We start from the raw sequence: 16,214 nt of genomic DNA, 5'->3' as shown, positions 1-16,214 counted from the left end.
AGCCAAGAATGCAGGCGAGGCCGCCCGCGCTACATTATTTTTTTGCCCAGCTGCCGCTTTGGTCCTGGTACCACCAGCCGCCTTGTGCTTTCTGCACCCAGCGCTGCGCAAAGGTATTGCGTACTTCGGATTCCCATTCGGGATGGCCGTTGGCCGCGGCGATTTCCTTATAGAGCGAATTGCGATCGCCGTTCTCGGCGCTCACCAGGCTGTTCACGTTTTGGCGCTGCGACAATGGCACTGCATTGGCGTCGCGCACAGCGATCAAGCCGTCTCGAGTCAAACCAATCGCCCCGCTGGCATAAAACCCTGCCAGTTGTCCATGACGCGCCTGCATGCTGCCCTTGAGCGAAGCAATCGCAGGCGTATTGATTTCAAGATCGGCACCGGCGGCGAAGACTTGCATCGACATCGCAACCAGCATGAAAAACACGAGCAAAAGTTTTTTCATCATGGTCTCCTTATTTGCTCTCGGACGGCTGTGCGGCAGGGGCTTGATCGGCAGGTTTCTGTTCGCCCTTCTTGATCTGCCAGACTTCATCGATGATCTTGTCCGCGGCTTTCTCAGCGGCGGCGGCGGGGAAATAAATATTGATCGTCACGCATGCCGATAACGCCAAGGCAGCCAGCAACGCAAGAATGATTCCGGTATTTCGCATAGATTTTTCCTTACTTGATGACAGGCCTGTTCCCCTGCGTGACCCGCTGTAAGCGCCCCAATAACTCTTCCCAGCTCACGCTGTGATTGTACCCCATCACCGTTATAGCCGGGATTCCGCTGCCTTTGACGATGATGTAGCCGTCCTTGGCCGGCTCCACGCCATCCATCGCACAAATGCCGTTGCGCAGCCGACATGAAAGGCCGATACGGTCGTAATTGAATTCCTTGAAAAACCGCAGGAAGCTGCGCTGAATCGCCGCGGCGGCGCCAGCGCCGCCCAAGGCAGAAATATTCTCCACTGCGCGCTGCGAAATCTTCTTGGGGTACTTACCGGGACTGCTGCGGAAACTGGCATCGAACTTCACGGGTTTCCACGACGATAGTTCCAGCCCGGCTACGTCGCCGTCAAGCCGGCCTTCCATCGCGCCAAAAGCGAAGGTTCGCGTTAGCAAGTCCATGTCCAGCCCCCGCATGCTGATGTCGGTGTTGAGCCTGGGTGCTCGCCCCAACGGTTCTCGCATGACGAGTTTATCCACCGTAATATGTCCATCGAAAATATCGAATCCCATCGCACCGTCTGTAGTCAGCAAGCCATCGCTATAAGTGACCAGCGGAATACTCGCCGCAAGCTTGCCCTCCATGTGCGGCCACCCCATGGCGTGGGAAAACTCGCTCATGGAGATCGGGGCGATGCTGGTCGCCAAATGCCCGTGCCATTTACCGTCGATCAGCGCGAGCGATATATCCTGCAGGCTGAGCACACCGTCCAGTACGGGAATTTTCCACTCTGGCGCAGTCAACGACCAGCCTTCCAATCGCGCCGGCAACGTCGTTTTTCCTAACGTCAACTGAAGAATACGCCCGCCATCGAATCCCACATTGGCATCGGTTACCGCATTTAACGACCAGGGAATCGCAGCGTTGACCTTGTAAATCGCAAAGCGGCCGTTTTTATCCTCAACGTCGGCATCGTGCAGGCCAAGATTGAATGCTTGAACACGTCCACCGGCATAACTCGCCTGCACATCCAGCGTGCCGGCCATTTCAAGATTGCCGAGCATGGTTTTATCCAGGAAAGGCTTGGCGAGCAGTTCGTAGCCCTGCGCGGCTTGTAGTGCCTTGCCGGAGAGATCGAGCTTGGTGAGCGATTTCGCTGCGGTATCGATGCGCCCTTGGAAAGCCAAGCTGCCCACACCATTGAATACGACCCTGCCCTCTTCCACCGCGAGCACATCGTTCTGCCACCAGCCGCGAGCCGCCAGGACGTGCCCCCCAGATGGAAAATACAACGGCTGCCAGAACACCTCCCCGCCCAGCCAGCGGATATCGTCCTGCCACTGCCAGTGATCCTTGACCCTGGCGATATCGGCCTTGACCGTGGCGCTTATTTTCTCTCCGGCGTGTGAGCCTTCCGTGTCATTGAAGGCAACGTCTTGCAGTCGTATGTCGGCGCTCAACCGTTCGAGTTGCGTGTTCGAGCCTGAAAAGTGAGCTTGGCCCGAGGCTGTACCTTGGGTAACAGTGACGGGGAGTTGTTTGTAATTCTTGGCGACCTCGCTCAGCTCTGCACGCTTAAGCATGGCCTTGCCTTGCCATCGACCTTCCATATCGAGGCTGGCATTGATGTTTTCAGCCTGGATGCCGGACTGGGTAAGTTGGCCGATTTGGATGTCGATGCGGCTGACGGCAGAGGCAGAAGTGGTAAAGGCTATCAGCAGGAAAGCGATGACGGCTTTCATGCTTGGGCCTCTTGTGTATTCATTGATTCGAGGATGACGGCGAGCATGCCGTCAGTGTTGCTTAATGCTTCGTGGTTCCAGACACGGAGGATTTTGTAGCCGAGGCTTTCTAGATAGGCTGCTCTTGCTTCGTCACGTACAACTGCTTCGGCATGTTGGCCGCCGTCGAGTTCGATAATGAGGCGGCACTCTAGGCATACGAAATCTACGATATAGGGTGGAATGGGATGTTGGCGGCGGAATTTTTGGCCGGCGAGTTGACGGTTTCTTAAAGCGCGCCAGAGACGCTGTTCGGCTTCGGTGGAGTTAGTGCGAAGGTGACGGGGGAAGGTGTTGGACATTTTGGAGCCCCCTCACCCTAGCCCTCTCCCGCGAGGGGAGAGGGGATTAAAGCATCGGCACAGTCATTGATTACACATTTAGCGACCATAGTCGTAAAAGCCGCAAAAACCTCCCTCGCCCCTTGCGGGAGAGGGTTGGGGTGAGGGGTGGCAACCTCAATCCCCCAATATTTCACTCAGGAAACACTCCCGTAGACAAATACCGATCTCCCCTGTCGCAGACGATCGACACAATCACTGCATTTTCCACTTCCTTGGAAAGCTGCAACGCCGCGAACAGCGCTCCACCAGACGAAATCCCGGCAAAAATCCCCTCTTCCCGCGCCAGCCTGCGCGTGGTTTCCTCGGCGTCCTGCTGCCCTACATCGATCATGCGGTCGATGCGGTTGAAATCGCAAATCTCCGGCAGGTATTCCATCGGCCACTTGCGGATTCCAGGAATCTGCGCGCCGTCCTTGGGCTGCACACCGACAATCTGGATGGCCGGATTCTTTTCCTTGAGGTAGCGTGAGTTACCCATGATGGTCCCCGTCGTCCCCATGCTGGAGACGAAATGGGTGATCTTCCCTTCGGTATCGCGCCAGATTTCGGGCCCGGTGCTTTCATAATGCGCGAGCGGATTATCGGGGTTGGCGAACTGGTTGAGGATGATGCCGCGGCCTTCGCGCTGCATTTGCTCCGCAGTATCGCGAGCCAATTCCATGCTGCCGGCCTTAGGCGTGAGCACAAGTTCAGCACCGTATGCCTTCATGGTCTGTCGTCGTTCCAGGCTTTGGTTATCCGGCATGATCAGCACCATCTTGTAACCCATGATAGCGGCAGCCATAGCCAGCGCGATGCCGGTGTTGCCACTCGTGGCCTCGATCAGCGTATCCCCCGGCTTAATGTCGCCCCGCGCTTCGGCGTGTTGGATCATGGACAAGGCGGGCCGGTCCTTCACCGAGCCGGCAGGGTTGTTGCCTTCGAGCTTGACCAGGATGGTATTGGTGGTCTCGCCCGGGAGGCGCTGGAGCTTGACCAGCGGTGTGTTGCCGACGAAATCCTGCAGGGTTTTGTATTGGGACATGTTATTTGGCGCGCGCCAGCAAGATGGCATAGATGCCGAGCAAGACAAACGCAATCAGTGAGAGTTCCGGGATCGTGAGGCCGAACAGCGTCCAATCGATAGCCGTGCACTCGCCCGTACCCTTGAATACAAGCTCTACCGCCTTGCGGAACGGAAAGCTCTGGAAAATGTAATCGAAACCGGCGCCGCACTCCGCCATCACTTCGTCGGCATGCGTTTGTATCCAGATATGGCGTCCTGCAATGCCCGCACCTGCCGCAGCCGCGACGAAATGCAGCACGCCGTAACCTTTGCGCCACAAACCCGTGGGCTTATGCACTGCGGCAATCAAGAAGGTCAGACCCAGCGCCATGAAAGCGATGCGCTGGGAAATGCACAACGGGCAGGGCTCAAGGTTGTTACGCACCTGGATGAACAGCGCCAGCCCGACCAGGCCGAAAGAAACGACAAAACCGAGGAGATAGCCCAAGCGGCCGGAAGAAAACAATCGATCCAATTTATTCATGGGTACCGAACACGGGAATAAAAAGCCGTCAGTATAATGGAGCCGTCTATTTCTGCGTTTGACTCACTATGATCGAAAAAATTATCGCCGCCCTCGCCGGTTGGATCATCGCTGTCATTTCCACACTGGGCTACGGTGGCGTCGTTCTGCTTATGGCCATCGAATCGGCCTGCATTCCCCTGCCCTCCGAGATCATCATGCCGTTCTCCGGCTACCTCGTGTTCAAGGGTGAGTTGACCTTATGGGGCGTGGCCCTTGCTGGCGCTATCGGTTGCGTCGTCGGCTCCATTCCCGCGTATTACCTGGGCATGTACGGCGGCCGCCCGCTGGTTGAAAAATACGGCAAGTGGGTGCTGATCTCGCATCACGACTTGAAACTGGCCGATCGCGCGTTCGAAAAATACGGCGAAATCATCATCTTCATCGGTCGCCTGTTGCCGGCCGTTCGCACCTTCATCGCCTTCCCCGCCGGCATTGCCCGCATGAACATGCTGCGATTCATCGCATACACCTTCGTCGGTTCGCTGATCTGGTGCTGGGTACTGGCCTACGTTGGCATGAAATTCGGCGAAAACTGGACTAGCTTGAAGGTATATTTCCACGAATTCCACATCGTGCTTACCGTCGCCGCAGTCGTATTCGTGGTGTGGTATGTGCGTCGTCACTTGCGGCTGATGAAGCACCATCATTAGAATGGCGTCACCGCGTAACGTAGAGGTTGTGCCATGAACGTACTTATCCACTCGCTCACCGGCAGCATCCGCAACAAGATGCTGATGATCACCGGTACCGGCACGACCTTGTTACTCGGCGCTTCGCTGCTCGGCCTTAACGATGCCTGGCAGGAAAGCCTGCTGTTGCCGCCTGCACAGGCGGCACAGTTCCAGCAGCACATCTACTTCACGATCGGTCTCATGGCTGCTGCCATCCTGCTGGCCTTCGGCTCTTTTCTCTGGCTGGTCCGTCGCAACATTACCAACCCAGCCCTGCAACTCTCCCGCGATCTCGACCGCCTCGCACGCGGCGACTTCACTCAGCCCGTCGCGATTACCACCCATGACGAATTCGGCGAAGTTGCGGTCAGCGCTGAAAAAATCCGCAAGGATTTGGGCGGCATCATCAACCACGTGAAAAATTCGGCAGGCAAGGTTGCAGATGCCTCCAGCGCCTTGGTGACCGCTTCCAGCAGGATCGTCGAAGGCTCCAAACGCCAGAGCGAATCTGCCGCCGCAACGGCATCTACCTTCGAGCAGGTTACTGTCAGCATCGGCAACGTCTCCAAAAATGCCGAAGAAGTCCGCACGCTTTCGCAAGACAGCCTGAACCACACCGAGAACGGCAACCAGCGACTGTCGGAACTGGCGACTCAGATGGATGCAGCCGTGGCGTCCATCGAGGCCATCCGCAACTCAGTGAATCAGTTCGTGGACAACACTACGGTGATCACCGCCATGACCCAACAGGTCAAGGACATCGCCGACCAGACCAACCTGCTCGCGCTGAACGCCGCCATCGAAGCCGCGCGTGCCGGCGAGCAAGGCCGTGGGTTTGCAGTGGTCGCCGACGAAGTACGCAAGCTTGCAGAAAAATCAGCCCAGTCAGCCAACGAGATCGACGCCGTGACCCGTTCCCTGGGCGACCAGTCGGTCCAAGTCAACGAAACCATTGAGCGCGGCCGTCAATTGTTGCTGGCCAGCCAGGGCAATTCGCAAACCGCCATGCAGGCCATGGAATCCATCCACGAAGCCGTCGAGCGCTCCAACACGGGCGTCGATGCCATCGCGCAATCTGTTCGTGAACAAACCGCTGCTAATACCGACATCGCCGGGCATATTTCGCTGATCGCCAATATGGCTGAAGAGAATACTTTGGTGGTGCAACAAACCGCGCAGGCGGCGCAAAACCTGGAAACGCTTTCGGATGAGTTGGAACGGTCGGTGAGCGGGTTCAAGGTTTGAGCAACTGCAACTGACAGCGCGATCTGGAATTTCTAGCTCGATGAGGAATTGAATTATCTATGCCACTCTGGCCAAGGCCGGAAATTCTGGCTTTTGAATTACGCCCGAAAACTCAACCAAAGGTTTATTTAAAATTCATTGGCTAGATAATGGCTGAGGTGAATTGTCTAGATTGACCTTCTGCTTTCGACCCAAAGCGGACGATCAACGTTTGAATTCAGCGGACGGCAAAAGCGTAGCTTTTGACGGTCCGCTGGAATGATAAGTTAGGTTGTTAATAAGCATCGTCAGCTCTCTTTTTATATTGCATCAAATCGCACACCCTTTTTCTGAGCATATCGATGCCGATGCCAGCCACTATGATAGGTGCTGAAGTGCCCTCATCGCCAAACATCGCCTTTGACCAATACCATTCAATCTCGGCGTCTCTGTATTTTAACCAAGCCCTTTGTGCTTCTTTCAGACGATTTTTATCTGCATCATTAAGTTTTGCGAATAATGAACTGTAAGTTTGATTTAGTTCTTTATCCCAACGTGAATACTCCTCACTTTGAACTTTGCGAACATTGACTGAAATACCACCCGTTTTTTCATTTGCTTTTTCTGCCCATAGGTCTATGGGGTGAGGTTTTCCAGAATCACAGAAATTTTCTGCGGCAAACACAGGTAAGGTGAAAATCAAGAAAAACAACGTGGCAAAAACTTTCACTTTTTGTCCTTATGTAAAAACATAACGTTTGAATTAACGGGCCGGCTTTAGCCGGTCCCGGTTGAATGAGAGGTTAGGCTGCATTTCTCCACTTAAGCATCGCTGAAGTTGCAGGATTTGCATGATCATTCAGATTTTTACCTTTTGATTTTTGTATAGTCACCCATCATTGCACAGGTCGTGGAAGTCTTCTCTTCCCACTCCTGATCTATGCAACTATCCGAAATGCTTGCAGTAGTATCTTCGAACTCTATCGTCGTTGTGCATGAGCGTTCCTTCTCGCGCCTTTTGAAGGATAAGGTTTGCTGCTTTACCTCAGCAACAAGATTGTTAATAAGCACAAGCCCGCCACAGCTGCCGCCACTAACCCCCAGCCATACCTTGTAGTGATTGGGTTGGACTTGATTCACGATCAAATATCCATGCACCGCGCCTTCGTATTCACCTGAGAGGGGTGCTGAGAACGCAGGCGAAGCGATAAATGCCGAAAGTGTCAGCACGCTCATGCGTAAACAGAGATAGAGCATCGTAGTGTGGCCTAACGTGGAGGTAAGGGGCGCGCCGCCGGCAGGCGGAGCGTCCCAGCGGCCAAAGGCCGCGCCTTGACCGCAGGGTTAGCCATCAGTTGCCCACCTTTGGAACGACGAGCGTTGCACCAAACCCAGGACGCGCTAGCCTTACCGAAGCGAGGGCACCGGGAAGCAACCAAGCGTGTGCCTCTGCCAGCGTGGCAGCACGCCAGACACCGTAGGCACCATGACAACCACGCTTAATTTCGTAGCCAACACCCTTGCGCTTTGCCTCCAGGGCACAGTCGCCGCTTGTTGGGTCTAGGACGGACAGTTCCGAAGCATCCGACATGTTGGTGAGTAGCTCTGAGATGACTCGGTCTTCGGTCCCTTGGGGCAGCCCAAACGAATACTCGACAAGCGAACCAAGGTCTCGCTTTGAGGTGACGGAAATTCCGAGAGCAGCAAAGTTCATGATGGCTAACAGTTATTATACGGACCGGTGCGTCCGTATAATAATATTGAAGAATTGAGGATTGGCATGTGACTTTTCTTTTTACTTCTTGTAGTTAGGTGAAGCTCCGTCCGTATAATAATAATAATTAGCAAATCCGGACGCAACCTATCCATTCTGCTAGTACACTCCTTCATTTTTCAACCTCAATAAGGAGCTACATTCATGGGGTCAGCATTCCGCCCCTAATCCGCCTCGTTTGCTTGATCGAGTTCATGCTGTTTGTCGCCGACGTCACTTCAGCATGCGGACTGAAGAGTCTTACATTCACTGGATACGCCGTTTCATCTTCTTCCATAACAAACGGCATCCTGACACCATGGCAGAGCCCGAGGTGCAGGCATTCCTAAATCATTTGGCAATCGAACGCCAGGTATCCGCCTCAACTCAAACGATTGCCTTGAATGCAATTGTGTTTTTGTATGATGCGGTGCTTGAAAAGCCACTCGGTCATATGCAAGGGCTAAAGCGAGTACAACGTCGCCAGCGCTTGCCTGTGGTATTGAGCGTGGATGAGGTAAAGGCGACATTCAATTCGATGAATGGTACGTGCCTTCTCATGGCGCAATTGATTTATGGAGCCGGGTTACGGGTTAACGAGTGCCTGAGCATGCGGGTAAAGGATGTTGATTTCAATGCTAAGACATTGAATGTTCGTGATGGTAAGGGTGGCAAGGACCGAACTACTCTTTTGCCTGCTCAATTGCTTGAGCCCTTGCAGCAACATTTGCTAAAGGTTGCCCAGTTGCATGCTACCGATCTTGCCCGAGGCGGAGGTTATGCAGAAATGCCTGGGGGATTGTTCCGAAAATATCCTAGTGCATCACGCTCGCTTGGCTGGCAATTCTTGTTTCCATCCACGTTGTTGCGACGATGGGGTCAGGGCCAGCAATTAGTGCGCTGGCACATGGCGGACACCACGATTCAGAGAGCATTCAAACAAGCTTTAATTCAGGCTGGGATTCATAAGCATGCGTCCATTCATACCTTGCGGCATTCGTTTGCAACGCATTTGCTGAGTTCCGGGACGGACATTAGAACCATTCAATTGTTGTTGGGGCATCGCAACCTACAGACCACGATGATTTATACCCATGTGATTGAAGTGACTAAGTCGGTTACAAGCCCATTTGATCGACTATGAATGACCGGAAAAGCGGATATTACGATGTCCGCTTTTGGCCGAAAGCTGCTGTTAAATTGCGCCCCTCAGTTGCGCCATCAATTAATTGATCTCTACCTCAATTCAACGAGGACCCCATGCGCCATGAAAAATACCGCCTTGCACACGGGGAGTCCTTCGTTGGCGAACAATGCGGCGTAGCGTTCCAGCTGTGTCCGGTATTTCTCCGCCTGCTGCGTGAGGTTTTCCTGCGCGGCATCGTCGCCTAGCCGGGCGGATTTGTAATCCACGATCCAGCGTGCGCCGTTATCGATGAAGGTGCGGTCGATGACGTGCAGGGCGACGTTGGCTTGGTCGGCGGTTGCGAGGGCGAGTTCGGAGGTGGCGTTTTCGCGGGCTTGCAGTACCCAACGTCCGGATTCGCTGGAGAGCGTAGTGAGTATGGCATCCATGACGCGTTTGGCGCCGCGCTGGCAATCTTCTTCTCCGTGGCCTTGTTGCGCCAGCCAGCGGGTCATCGCGGGCTGTAACGCCTGGACGCGCTGGACAGTCCAGGCTTCCAAGCCTTCTGCCACGATCAGTTCCATGTAGAGGTGGGCCAATGTGCCGCAATGGGTGTCGAGATTGCCCGATGTGTCGGCAGTTTCTTCGTCGGCCGCATAGGCCTTACTCGGCATAGCGGCATGTTCTACCGCCAGCGGCTCGGGCGTAGACGGTTGCGGCAGGCGGATGAGTTTGGGGATGAATTCGGCTTCGTCGGCTGCTTCGACCTCAGTCGTCGCCTGCTGAGAGGCGTTGAGAAACTCGCCGCCCACGGTGCTCCACAGCAGTTGCAGGAAAGTATTGGACGGCGCCTTGCGCTCGCCCTTGGCGTCGGTCTTGACGGCGCCGACCAGATGCAGACGGCGCTCGGTGCGGGTGGCGGCGACATACAGCACCCGCGCCGATTCGTTGGCGGCGCGTTCGTTTTCCAGCCCTTGTAGGTAATCGTAGGCGCTGGGGATATCCTCGCGTTTATGCTTGGGCACCCAGGGCGCCGCCACGAGTTGCAATTCGCCGTCCGGCATGGGGACGCTCTCCCACAGCACCAGCGGCGCATCGGTCTTCTTCGGCACGCGATGCAGACCGGGCAGGATGACGGTGTCGAACTCCAGGCCCTTGGATTTGTGGATAGTCATGAATTGCAGCGATTCGTCGGCTTGCACGTCCGGGGCTGCGTAGAGCTTTTCCATCGCGGCTTCCAGACGCGGCAGGTCAAAACGACCCGCGCTGTCCAACTGGTCGATGAGGTCGAAAAACGCTTGCACGTCGCGCACGTCGCCTGCATCCCATAGGCAATATGGCCCGGCCAGCCGCAGCCACACCGATTCGATCCAGCGCCTGACGGATTGCCTGCCGCGATGGGCGAAGGCTTCGGCAATTACATTCCGTACATGCAGCAAGCGCTGCCGGCCGTCGTCGGACATCCGGCCAAGTCGATTTTCGTCCTGCATCAGCTGCCAGAGGGTCGAATAATGGTCATCGGCCGCCAAGGCATGCATATCGGCAAGCTGTAAGCCGCACCACGGCGCGCGCAAAATCGCCAGCCAATTCACGCGGTCGGCGCGATGGAACAAGGCGTGGGTCAAAGCCAGTACGTCTTGCACCGTTTGCCTGCCGGATAGCTGTTCGATTTCCACCGCCTGAAAACGCAAGTGCGGGCGGTTACGACGAATCTCGGCAACCAGCGCATCAAGGTGTGCACGCGCCCTCACCAACACGGCGATGCTGCGACCTGGATATTGCGCCCGCTCTTTTTCAATGAGGTCGGCGATATAGCAGGCTTCGAGCGCGCTCGCTTCCCCATTGAGGCTGCCGTTGTCCAGCACCAGCGGATGCACCACCACGCCCTCGCCTTGCACCGGCGCTTTCGTCGCGGCGAAACGGCGGTAGCTGATGGCGCCGCGCGCCACGCTGTCTTCCGTGGGAAACACGCGCTCGAAGGCGGTATTGACCCACTCCACCACCGCCGGGCAAGAGCGGTTGTTGCGCGTGAGATGCAGCGGCTGCAAATGCAGATGCCCGATGCCCGCCTCCGCCACTTGCAGGAACAGGCCTACGTCGGCCTTCCTGAAACGATAAATCGACTGCATGGGGTCGCCTACGCAGAAAACAGTCCGTCCGTCGCCCGCCTCCCAGCCTTGGGTCAGACGCCGCAGCAATTCGACTTGCGCAGGGCTGGTATCCTGGAATTCGTCCACCAGCAAATGGCGGATGCTGTAATCGAGCTTGAGCGCCAGATCGGTCGGGCCGGTGTCGTCCTCCAGCGCCAGCAGCGCCCGGCGCGAAATCTCGACGAAATCGACCTCGCCTGCTTCCTGAAAAACCATCCACAAATGCGTCGCCGCCAGCTGCAAAAGCTGCGCCAGCGCTGTGACGATGCGATGCTCGTCCTCATCCCCGCGGGGGTCTGGCAGGTCACGCAGCCGGGCCAAGGGCGCCGCATCGGGAATGGAGGCGATCACCTCGGCCAGTATGTCCTTGTACGGCTTGCTCTCCTCGCCCGGCGGGAAACCCTGCTTCACCGTCACGCTCTTGCGCAAATCGCCCTTTTGCGTGAGCAGCAGTTCGCACACGCTGCGCCACATCGTCAGCGCCTCGGGCGTCGCAGGAATCGCGGTGTCCCAATCCAGCAGCAAGGCGATTTCGCAATCGCAAGCCAGGTTGGATGCGGCGTAACGCGCCGCCGGCATCAAATGGTTTTGCAGGCGCGGCGGCAATACAGCGGCGGCCGCAGCGATATCCTGCTGGATCAAATGCCGCAGCGCCGCCTCGACCTCGGCCAGTACCGATTGCCGCCCGGCATGCTCCAGCCACTGGTCGCGCCGCGCCAGCATCTCGGCCAGCAGATTGGAAAGTCGAACCGTGTCGTTATCAAGGTAGCGCAAAGCCTCGGTCACCGCGCCGTTGCCGCCCTCGTCCTCCAACATCGCCAGCGTGCGCCGCGCCGCTTCGAGATAGTGTACGGTCGCATCGTCACTCACCGCGGGCTGTGCGCCAAACCGGCTCATCAACGGCATCTGGCGAGCCAGATTGCTGGACAGCGAATCGATGGTGTTGATGCGCAAACGCCCCGGCTGCGCCAGCAATTCCCATCCCAATTCCGCCGACCGCGCCAGCGCTTTCAACGCTAGTTCGCGCGTCGTCTGCTTGTGCGGCTTGTCGATCGGCACCTCGTCCGCCGCATCCTGCAAGCTCTGCAACACCCGGCTCCGCATCTCAGCGGCCGCCTTGTTGGTGAAGGTAATGGCGACGATTTCCTCCGGCTCGTCCACCACCGCGAGCAATTTGAGGTAACGCTGCGTCAGCAACTCGGTCTTGCCCGCCCCAGCTGGAGCCTCGACGATGAAGGATTCCAGGTCGAGGGCGCGTTGGCGGTTGAGGGTGTCTTCCAGCAGCAGGCGTTGATCATCCATGGCTGCCGGCCTCCCGTTCGAATTGCAATTTGCGCTCGGGCAATCTGAGCAAGGGCTTGACCTCGCAATAGGCCAAATCGTCTTCGCTCGCGAATTTCACCGCGGCTTCTCCCGCCTTGATCTCGTTGGCAATGGCGGCGAGGCAGGTTTTCCAGTGGTTGAGCACGCTGGGCCAGTCGGGGAAGGTTTCCTCAAGGAATAATTTGCGGGCCTCTTCCAGGCAATCGACGCCGGGCAGGGTTTCGGGAAGGTGGGCGATGCCGATGAAGCGTTGTTCGTCGGCACGCACCTTGGCGAAGCAGACGGCGGCAATCTCGCCGTCCGCCAGGGCAAGCGCGGCGTAGATGGGGAGCTGGGGCTCGCTGATCCTGGTTTCGGCCCAGCTTTTGTGGCTGACGGTGCCGCCGGTTTTGTAGTCGATGACGACGAGGCGTCCGTCGTCCAGCGCATCCACGCGATCCAGGGTGAGATCGACGGCGATGCCTTCGATGTTGAGCGCAACCTTGCGCTCGCATTCTTCCACGGTGAACGAGCTGCGGCCGCGTTCGAATTCGAGCCAGGCCGCAAGCAGGAATTGCAGGCGCTGTTTTTCCAGCGCGAGGAAATGCTCGGGCAGGGCTTTGTCCTGGTTTTGACAGAATTGTGCGACGCCGCGCTCCACGGCATCCAGCAAGGCTGCCTGCAACGTCGCTTCGTCCATGGCTTGCAAGGCCGCCGATCCGCGACCCTGCCAGAAACATTGCAGCACGGCGTGGAGCAGCGTGCCGCGGTCCATGCTGTCGAGGCCATCCACCGGCTCTTCCAGCGCCCGTGCACCGAGGCGGTAACGGTAATAGGCCCATGCGGGGCAAATGGCCTGGGCTTTGAGCAGCCCCGCCCCGCCCCGCACTTTTTCCCCCTCGGCCACGGGCGGCGCGATGTGGTCGTCGATGTGCTGCATGGAGGCGGGCTGGGCCAGTCGTTCGGCCATGGTGTGCGCCGGTTCGACAGGCGCTTTCCATTCAGGCATCCCCGCCAGCAAGGGGCTGGGGCGCAGTTCGCGCTCGCCGTCCTTGTGCGACCAGGAGAATACGATTTCCGGGGCACTGTGCAGCAGGCGGGCATGGATCGCTTGTGCGAATTCGGCCTGCACTCGACTGCAGGAATTGGGCGCCCCCACCCTTCTCTGAGCCTCGGCAGGCAGCAAGGGATTGGGGCGTGCCGGCGGCGGCCAGGCATGATCGTTCATGCCCATCACCCATACGGCGTCGAGCGGGGCGCTTTGCGCTTCCAGCATGCCCATCACCTGCAACTGCGGTTCGCCCACGGCTTCGGGCTGGAAGATGCGTTCCTGGCACAGTCGTGCGAGGCGGCTGACGGCTTCGGTGGCGGGGATGGTACCCAGGAGCAGATCCAGCCTGGCGAAATCCGCGAGCGCTTCGCTCCAGGATTGACGCGCCTGATATTCGTGGCTGGAAATACTGCGTTCGCCGGGCCATCCTGAGGCTTTCAGCAAGGCCGAGAATTGAGCGCTCCAGGCCGAAGGCGCGTTGCGTCCGCGCCAATCGGCGGCAGCGACGTTCTCGAGATGCAACACCAGCCGCGAGAGCGAAGTCCCCTCGCCCTGCACCTGGCGGGCAAGGCGCAGCAATTGCTCGATATGCAGCGTAGCACCGAGCTTGCGACGCATTTCGGCATCCAGCCGCGCACGGGTATCGGCTTCGCTCTCGCTGGCCGACCAATAGACACTGGCGAGCAAGGTGCAAAACTCGGGCTGGGCGATACGGTAGCGCTGCGTGACGAGGCGCAGCAAAGACAGCGCAATCGCGATCATGGGATGCGTGGCGAGCGGCGTACCGAGCGAAAAGTCGTAGCGGCGCGGCATTTCGGCATGCGCGGGCTGCAAGGATTCGGGGTGCAGCACGTCGTCCAGGATAGCGGAGAGCCCGGCGCGCAACGCACCCAGTTCCGGCACCACGATCGCCAGCCTTGCCTCCGGATTGTTTGCGAATTGGGTATGCGCCCAGGCGACTGCGGCGCGGCATTCGGCTTCGGCATCGTCGTAGGCGATTTGTACCGCATCGGCCGCTTGCGGCAGGCCCAAAGGCCAAGTGAGTACTTCGACACCGCGCTGTTGCAAGGCGGCAAACAGGCGTTTTTCCTGCGGGGTGTTTCGGTCGAAACCGGCGAGATGAATGCACGCGGGCAGCGGTACGGAAAAATGCCGCACGCATTCGATCTGGGCATCGAACTGGCTGGCCACATCCTGCACTTCCAGCTTGCGGCAGGCGGCGCGGAAGGCGTTGCGCCAACGCAAAAACTGCCGGGTTTCCTGCGTTTGCTCGTGCGTGTGATCTGTCCCGGCATCCACGCTCCATTCCTGCATCAGGCGATGCGCTTCCATTGCGGCAGCGGCCAGCCCGGCGCGGTCAAACAGCGCTTCCGCCGGGTTTTCCGCCAATTCCGATTCGATGGTGCGTTCCCACAGGATGCGTTCCTGCGTGGGCCCAAGCACCAGGCGCGGCGCGTGCTCGGCCGGGATCAGTCCCATCAGTTGAGCCTGAGTGTAGAGCGCGTCCAGCCATTGGTTCAGGGTGAGCGCCTGCAACGGTCGCCATTGCTTGAACCCTTGTGCCGCTTGGTCGCGGCTATGCGCGAGGCGAAGATTACGCGCAAGACGCGGCGTGGAACAGAGAACGAGCGTTTCTCCGTTCATTTGGCTGCCGCCTCGTTCGCCACGCCGTGCGGCACATGACCGGTGGGCACGTGGAGGCGCGCCGAATCGCAGTGCTTGCGCTGGTCATCGAAGAAAATATCCGCGCCGAAGGCTTGCAGGAAAGGCCCTTTGGGCATGCCTGCGAGGAACAGCGATTCGTCGATGCGAATGCCCCAATGCCGCAAGGTGCGGATCACGCGTTCATGCGCCGGTGCGCCGCGTGCCGTGACCAAGGCAGTGCGGATCGGCGAGGTATCCGCCGGGTATTCGGACTGAATGTGGTGCAGCATGGCAAGGAAATTCTTGAACGGGCCGCCAGACAAGGGCTCATGCGCGGACTGGGTTTCGTTGTCGGTAAACGCCTGCAAGCCGCCTTCCTTGTAGACGCGTTCGGCTTCGTCGGAAAACAGCACCGCGTCGCCGTCGAAGGCGATTCGCAACTGGTCGCCGGCATTCGTTGGCTGACCAACGTTGGAAGGCAGGATAGTCGCGGCGGCAAAACCCGCCTCCAGTGCCTGACGCACGTCCTCGGGATCGGCCGAAAGAAACAGGTGGATGCCGAACGCCGCCACGTAACGGAACGGGCTCTGGCCGCGCGTGAACACGGCCCGGGTGATGTCGAGTTGGTAATGGCGGATGGAATTGAAAATCCGCAAGCCGGTATCGGAGCTATTGCGCGACAGCAGAATGACTTCGACGCGCGGGGCATCCGGATCGGTGTTCAGCTTCAGCAGCTTGCGCACGAGATGAAAGGCAACGCCGGGCTGCAGCGGGTCGTCCTCGTGCTCGATCTGGTAGCGGCAGTAAGCCTCTTCGCCTTGCTGCTCGAATACGGCATGGCTTTCGCTCAGGTCGAACAGCGCACGCGAAGCGATGCCGACGACGAGTTTTTGATCTGGTAGTTTTTGATCTGGGGTGGGCATGATATGGCGCTATTGT

General features: G+C 58.0%; 15 protein-coding genes. 3 read left to right on the top strand and 12 right to left on the bottom strand.

The annotated features are described in order from the left end of the window. Window positions 1-34 precede the first annotated feature (34 nt). The 6 genes from NMK_RS00390 to NMK_RS00365 form a co-directional block, all read right to left on the bottom strand. Window positions 35-451 carry a YdbL family probable chaperone protein gene (locus NMK_RS00390; protein ID WP_109013780.1) on the bottom strand — a complete coding sequence of 139 codons (417 nt, stop codon included), beginning with the start codon at window positions 449-451 and terminating at the stop codon, window positions 35-37. A gap of 10 nt (window positions 452-461) precedes the next feature. After that, complete coding sequence (locus tag NMK_RS00385; RefSeq protein WP_109013779.1) at window positions 462-659, bottom strand: hypothetical protein; 198 nt, start codon at window positions 657-659, stop codon at window positions 462-464. A 10-nt stretch (window positions 660-669) separates the two neighbouring features. Then, window positions 670-2,400, bottom strand: coding sequence for an AsmA family protein (locus tag NMK_RS00380; protein ID WP_109013778.1), 1,731 nt, complete (start codon window positions 2,398-2,400; stop codon window positions 670-672). Further along, window positions 2,397-2,741 carry an endonuclease domain-containing protein gene (locus tag NMK_RS00375; protein ID WP_109013777.1) on the bottom strand — a complete coding sequence of 115 codons (345 nt, stop codon included), beginning with the start codon at window positions 2,739-2,741 and terminating at the stop codon, window positions 2,397-2,399. The genes NMK_RS00380 and NMK_RS00375 overlap by 4 nt, the downstream gene beginning before the upstream one ends. Before the next feature lie 172 nt (window positions 2,742-2,913). Next, a complete protein-coding gene (gene cysM / locus NMK_RS00370; RefSeq protein WP_109013776.1) occupies window positions 2,914-3,807 on the bottom strand; it encodes a cysteine synthase CysM in 894 nt (297 codons plus the stop codon). Between the two features lies 1 nt (window position 3,808). Then, window positions 3,809-4,312 carry a disulfide bond formation protein B gene (locus NMK_RS00365; protein ID WP_109013775.1) on the bottom strand — a complete coding sequence of 168 codons (504 nt, stop codon included), beginning with the start codon at window positions 4,310-4,312 and terminating at the stop codon, window positions 3,809-3,811. Window positions 4,313-4,380: 68 nt separating this feature from the next. Here NMK_RS00365 and NMK_RS00360 point away from each other — a divergent pair, with 68 nt between their 5' ends. Both NMK_RS00360 and NMK_RS00355 read left to right on the top strand, forming a co-directional pair. Continuing rightward, entirely contained in the window at window positions 4,381-5,004 is a 624-nt protein-coding gene (locus tag NMK_RS00360) for a DedA family protein (RefSeq protein WP_109013774.1), read from the top strand. Between the two features lie 33 nt (window positions 5,005-5,037). Continuing rightward, the gene (locus tag NMK_RS00355; RefSeq protein WP_109013773.1) at window positions 5,038-6,270 is read left to right on the top strand and encodes a methyl-accepting chemotaxis protein; all 1,233 of its coding nucleotides are present in this window, start codon (window positions 5,038-5,040) and stop codon (window positions 6,268-6,270) included. 274 nt (window positions 6,271-6,544) lie between these two features. Here NMK_RS00355 and NMK_RS00350 read toward each other — a convergent pair whose 3' ends face one another. The 3 genes from NMK_RS00350 to NMK_RS00340 form a co-directional block, all read right to left on the bottom strand. Continuing rightward, entirely contained in the window at window positions 6,545-6,979 is a 435-nt protein-coding gene (locus tag NMK_RS00350; RefSeq protein ID WP_109013772.1) for a lysozyme inhibitor LprI family protein, read from the bottom strand. 137 nt (window positions 6,980-7,116) lie between these two features. Then, a complete protein-coding gene (locus NMK_RS00345) occupies window positions 7,117-7,485 on the bottom strand; it encodes a hypothetical protein (RefSeq protein WP_146187107.1) in 369 nt (122 codons plus the stop codon). A 115-nt stretch (window positions 7,486-7,600) separates the two neighbouring features. Then, a complete protein-coding gene (locus NMK_RS00340) occupies window positions 7,601-7,963 on the bottom strand; it encodes a hypothetical protein (RefSeq protein WP_109013770.1) in 363 nt (120 codons plus the stop codon). A gap of 238 nt (window positions 7,964-8,201) precedes the next feature. Here NMK_RS00340 and NMK_RS00335 point away from each other — a divergent pair, with 238 nt between their 5' ends. Further along, window positions 8,202-9,146 (top strand): integron integrase, encoded by a 945-nt coding sequence (locus tag NMK_RS00335; RefSeq protein ID WP_227871284.1) that lies wholly within the window; start codon window positions 8,202-8,204, stop codon window positions 9,144-9,146. 92 nt (window positions 9,147-9,238) lie between these two features. On the opposite strand, the gene NMK_RS00330 is transcribed toward NMK_RS00335, so the two are convergent. Genes NMK_RS00330 through NMK_RS00320 form a run of 3 tightly spaced genes read right to left on the bottom strand, consistent with a single transcriptional unit; the run spans window position 9,239 to window position 16,198 of the window. Continuing rightward, window positions 9,239-12,580: a UvrD-helicase domain-containing protein gene (locus tag NMK_RS00330; protein ID WP_109013768.1), complete on the bottom strand. Its 3,342-nt coding sequence runs from the start codon at window positions 12,578-12,580 to the stop codon at window positions 9,239-9,241. Further along, window positions 12,573-15,275: a PD-(D/E)XK nuclease family protein gene (locus NMK_RS00325; protein WP_109013767.1), complete on the bottom strand. Its 2,703-nt coding sequence runs from the start codon at window positions 15,273-15,275 to the stop codon at window positions 12,573-12,575. Before NMK_RS00325 ends, NMK_RS00330 begins: the two co-directional genes overlap by 8 nt. Beyond that, complete coding sequence (locus NMK_RS00320) at window positions 15,272-16,198, bottom strand: 5'-nucleotidase (protein ID WP_109013766.1); 927 nt, start codon at window positions 16,196-16,198, stop codon at window positions 15,272-15,274. Before NMK_RS00320 ends, NMK_RS00325 begins: the two co-directional genes overlap by 4 nt. Window positions 16,199-16,214: the final 16 nt, after the last annotated feature.

The sequence above is a fragment of the Novimethylophilus kurashikiensis genome, from assembly GCF_003112435.1.
Classification (GTDB): Bacteria; Pseudomonadota; Gammaproteobacteria; order Burkholderiales; family Methylophilaceae; genus Novimethylophilus; species Novimethylophilus kurashikiensis.
This window is presented reverse-complemented; position numbering and strand designations above follow the sequence as displayed.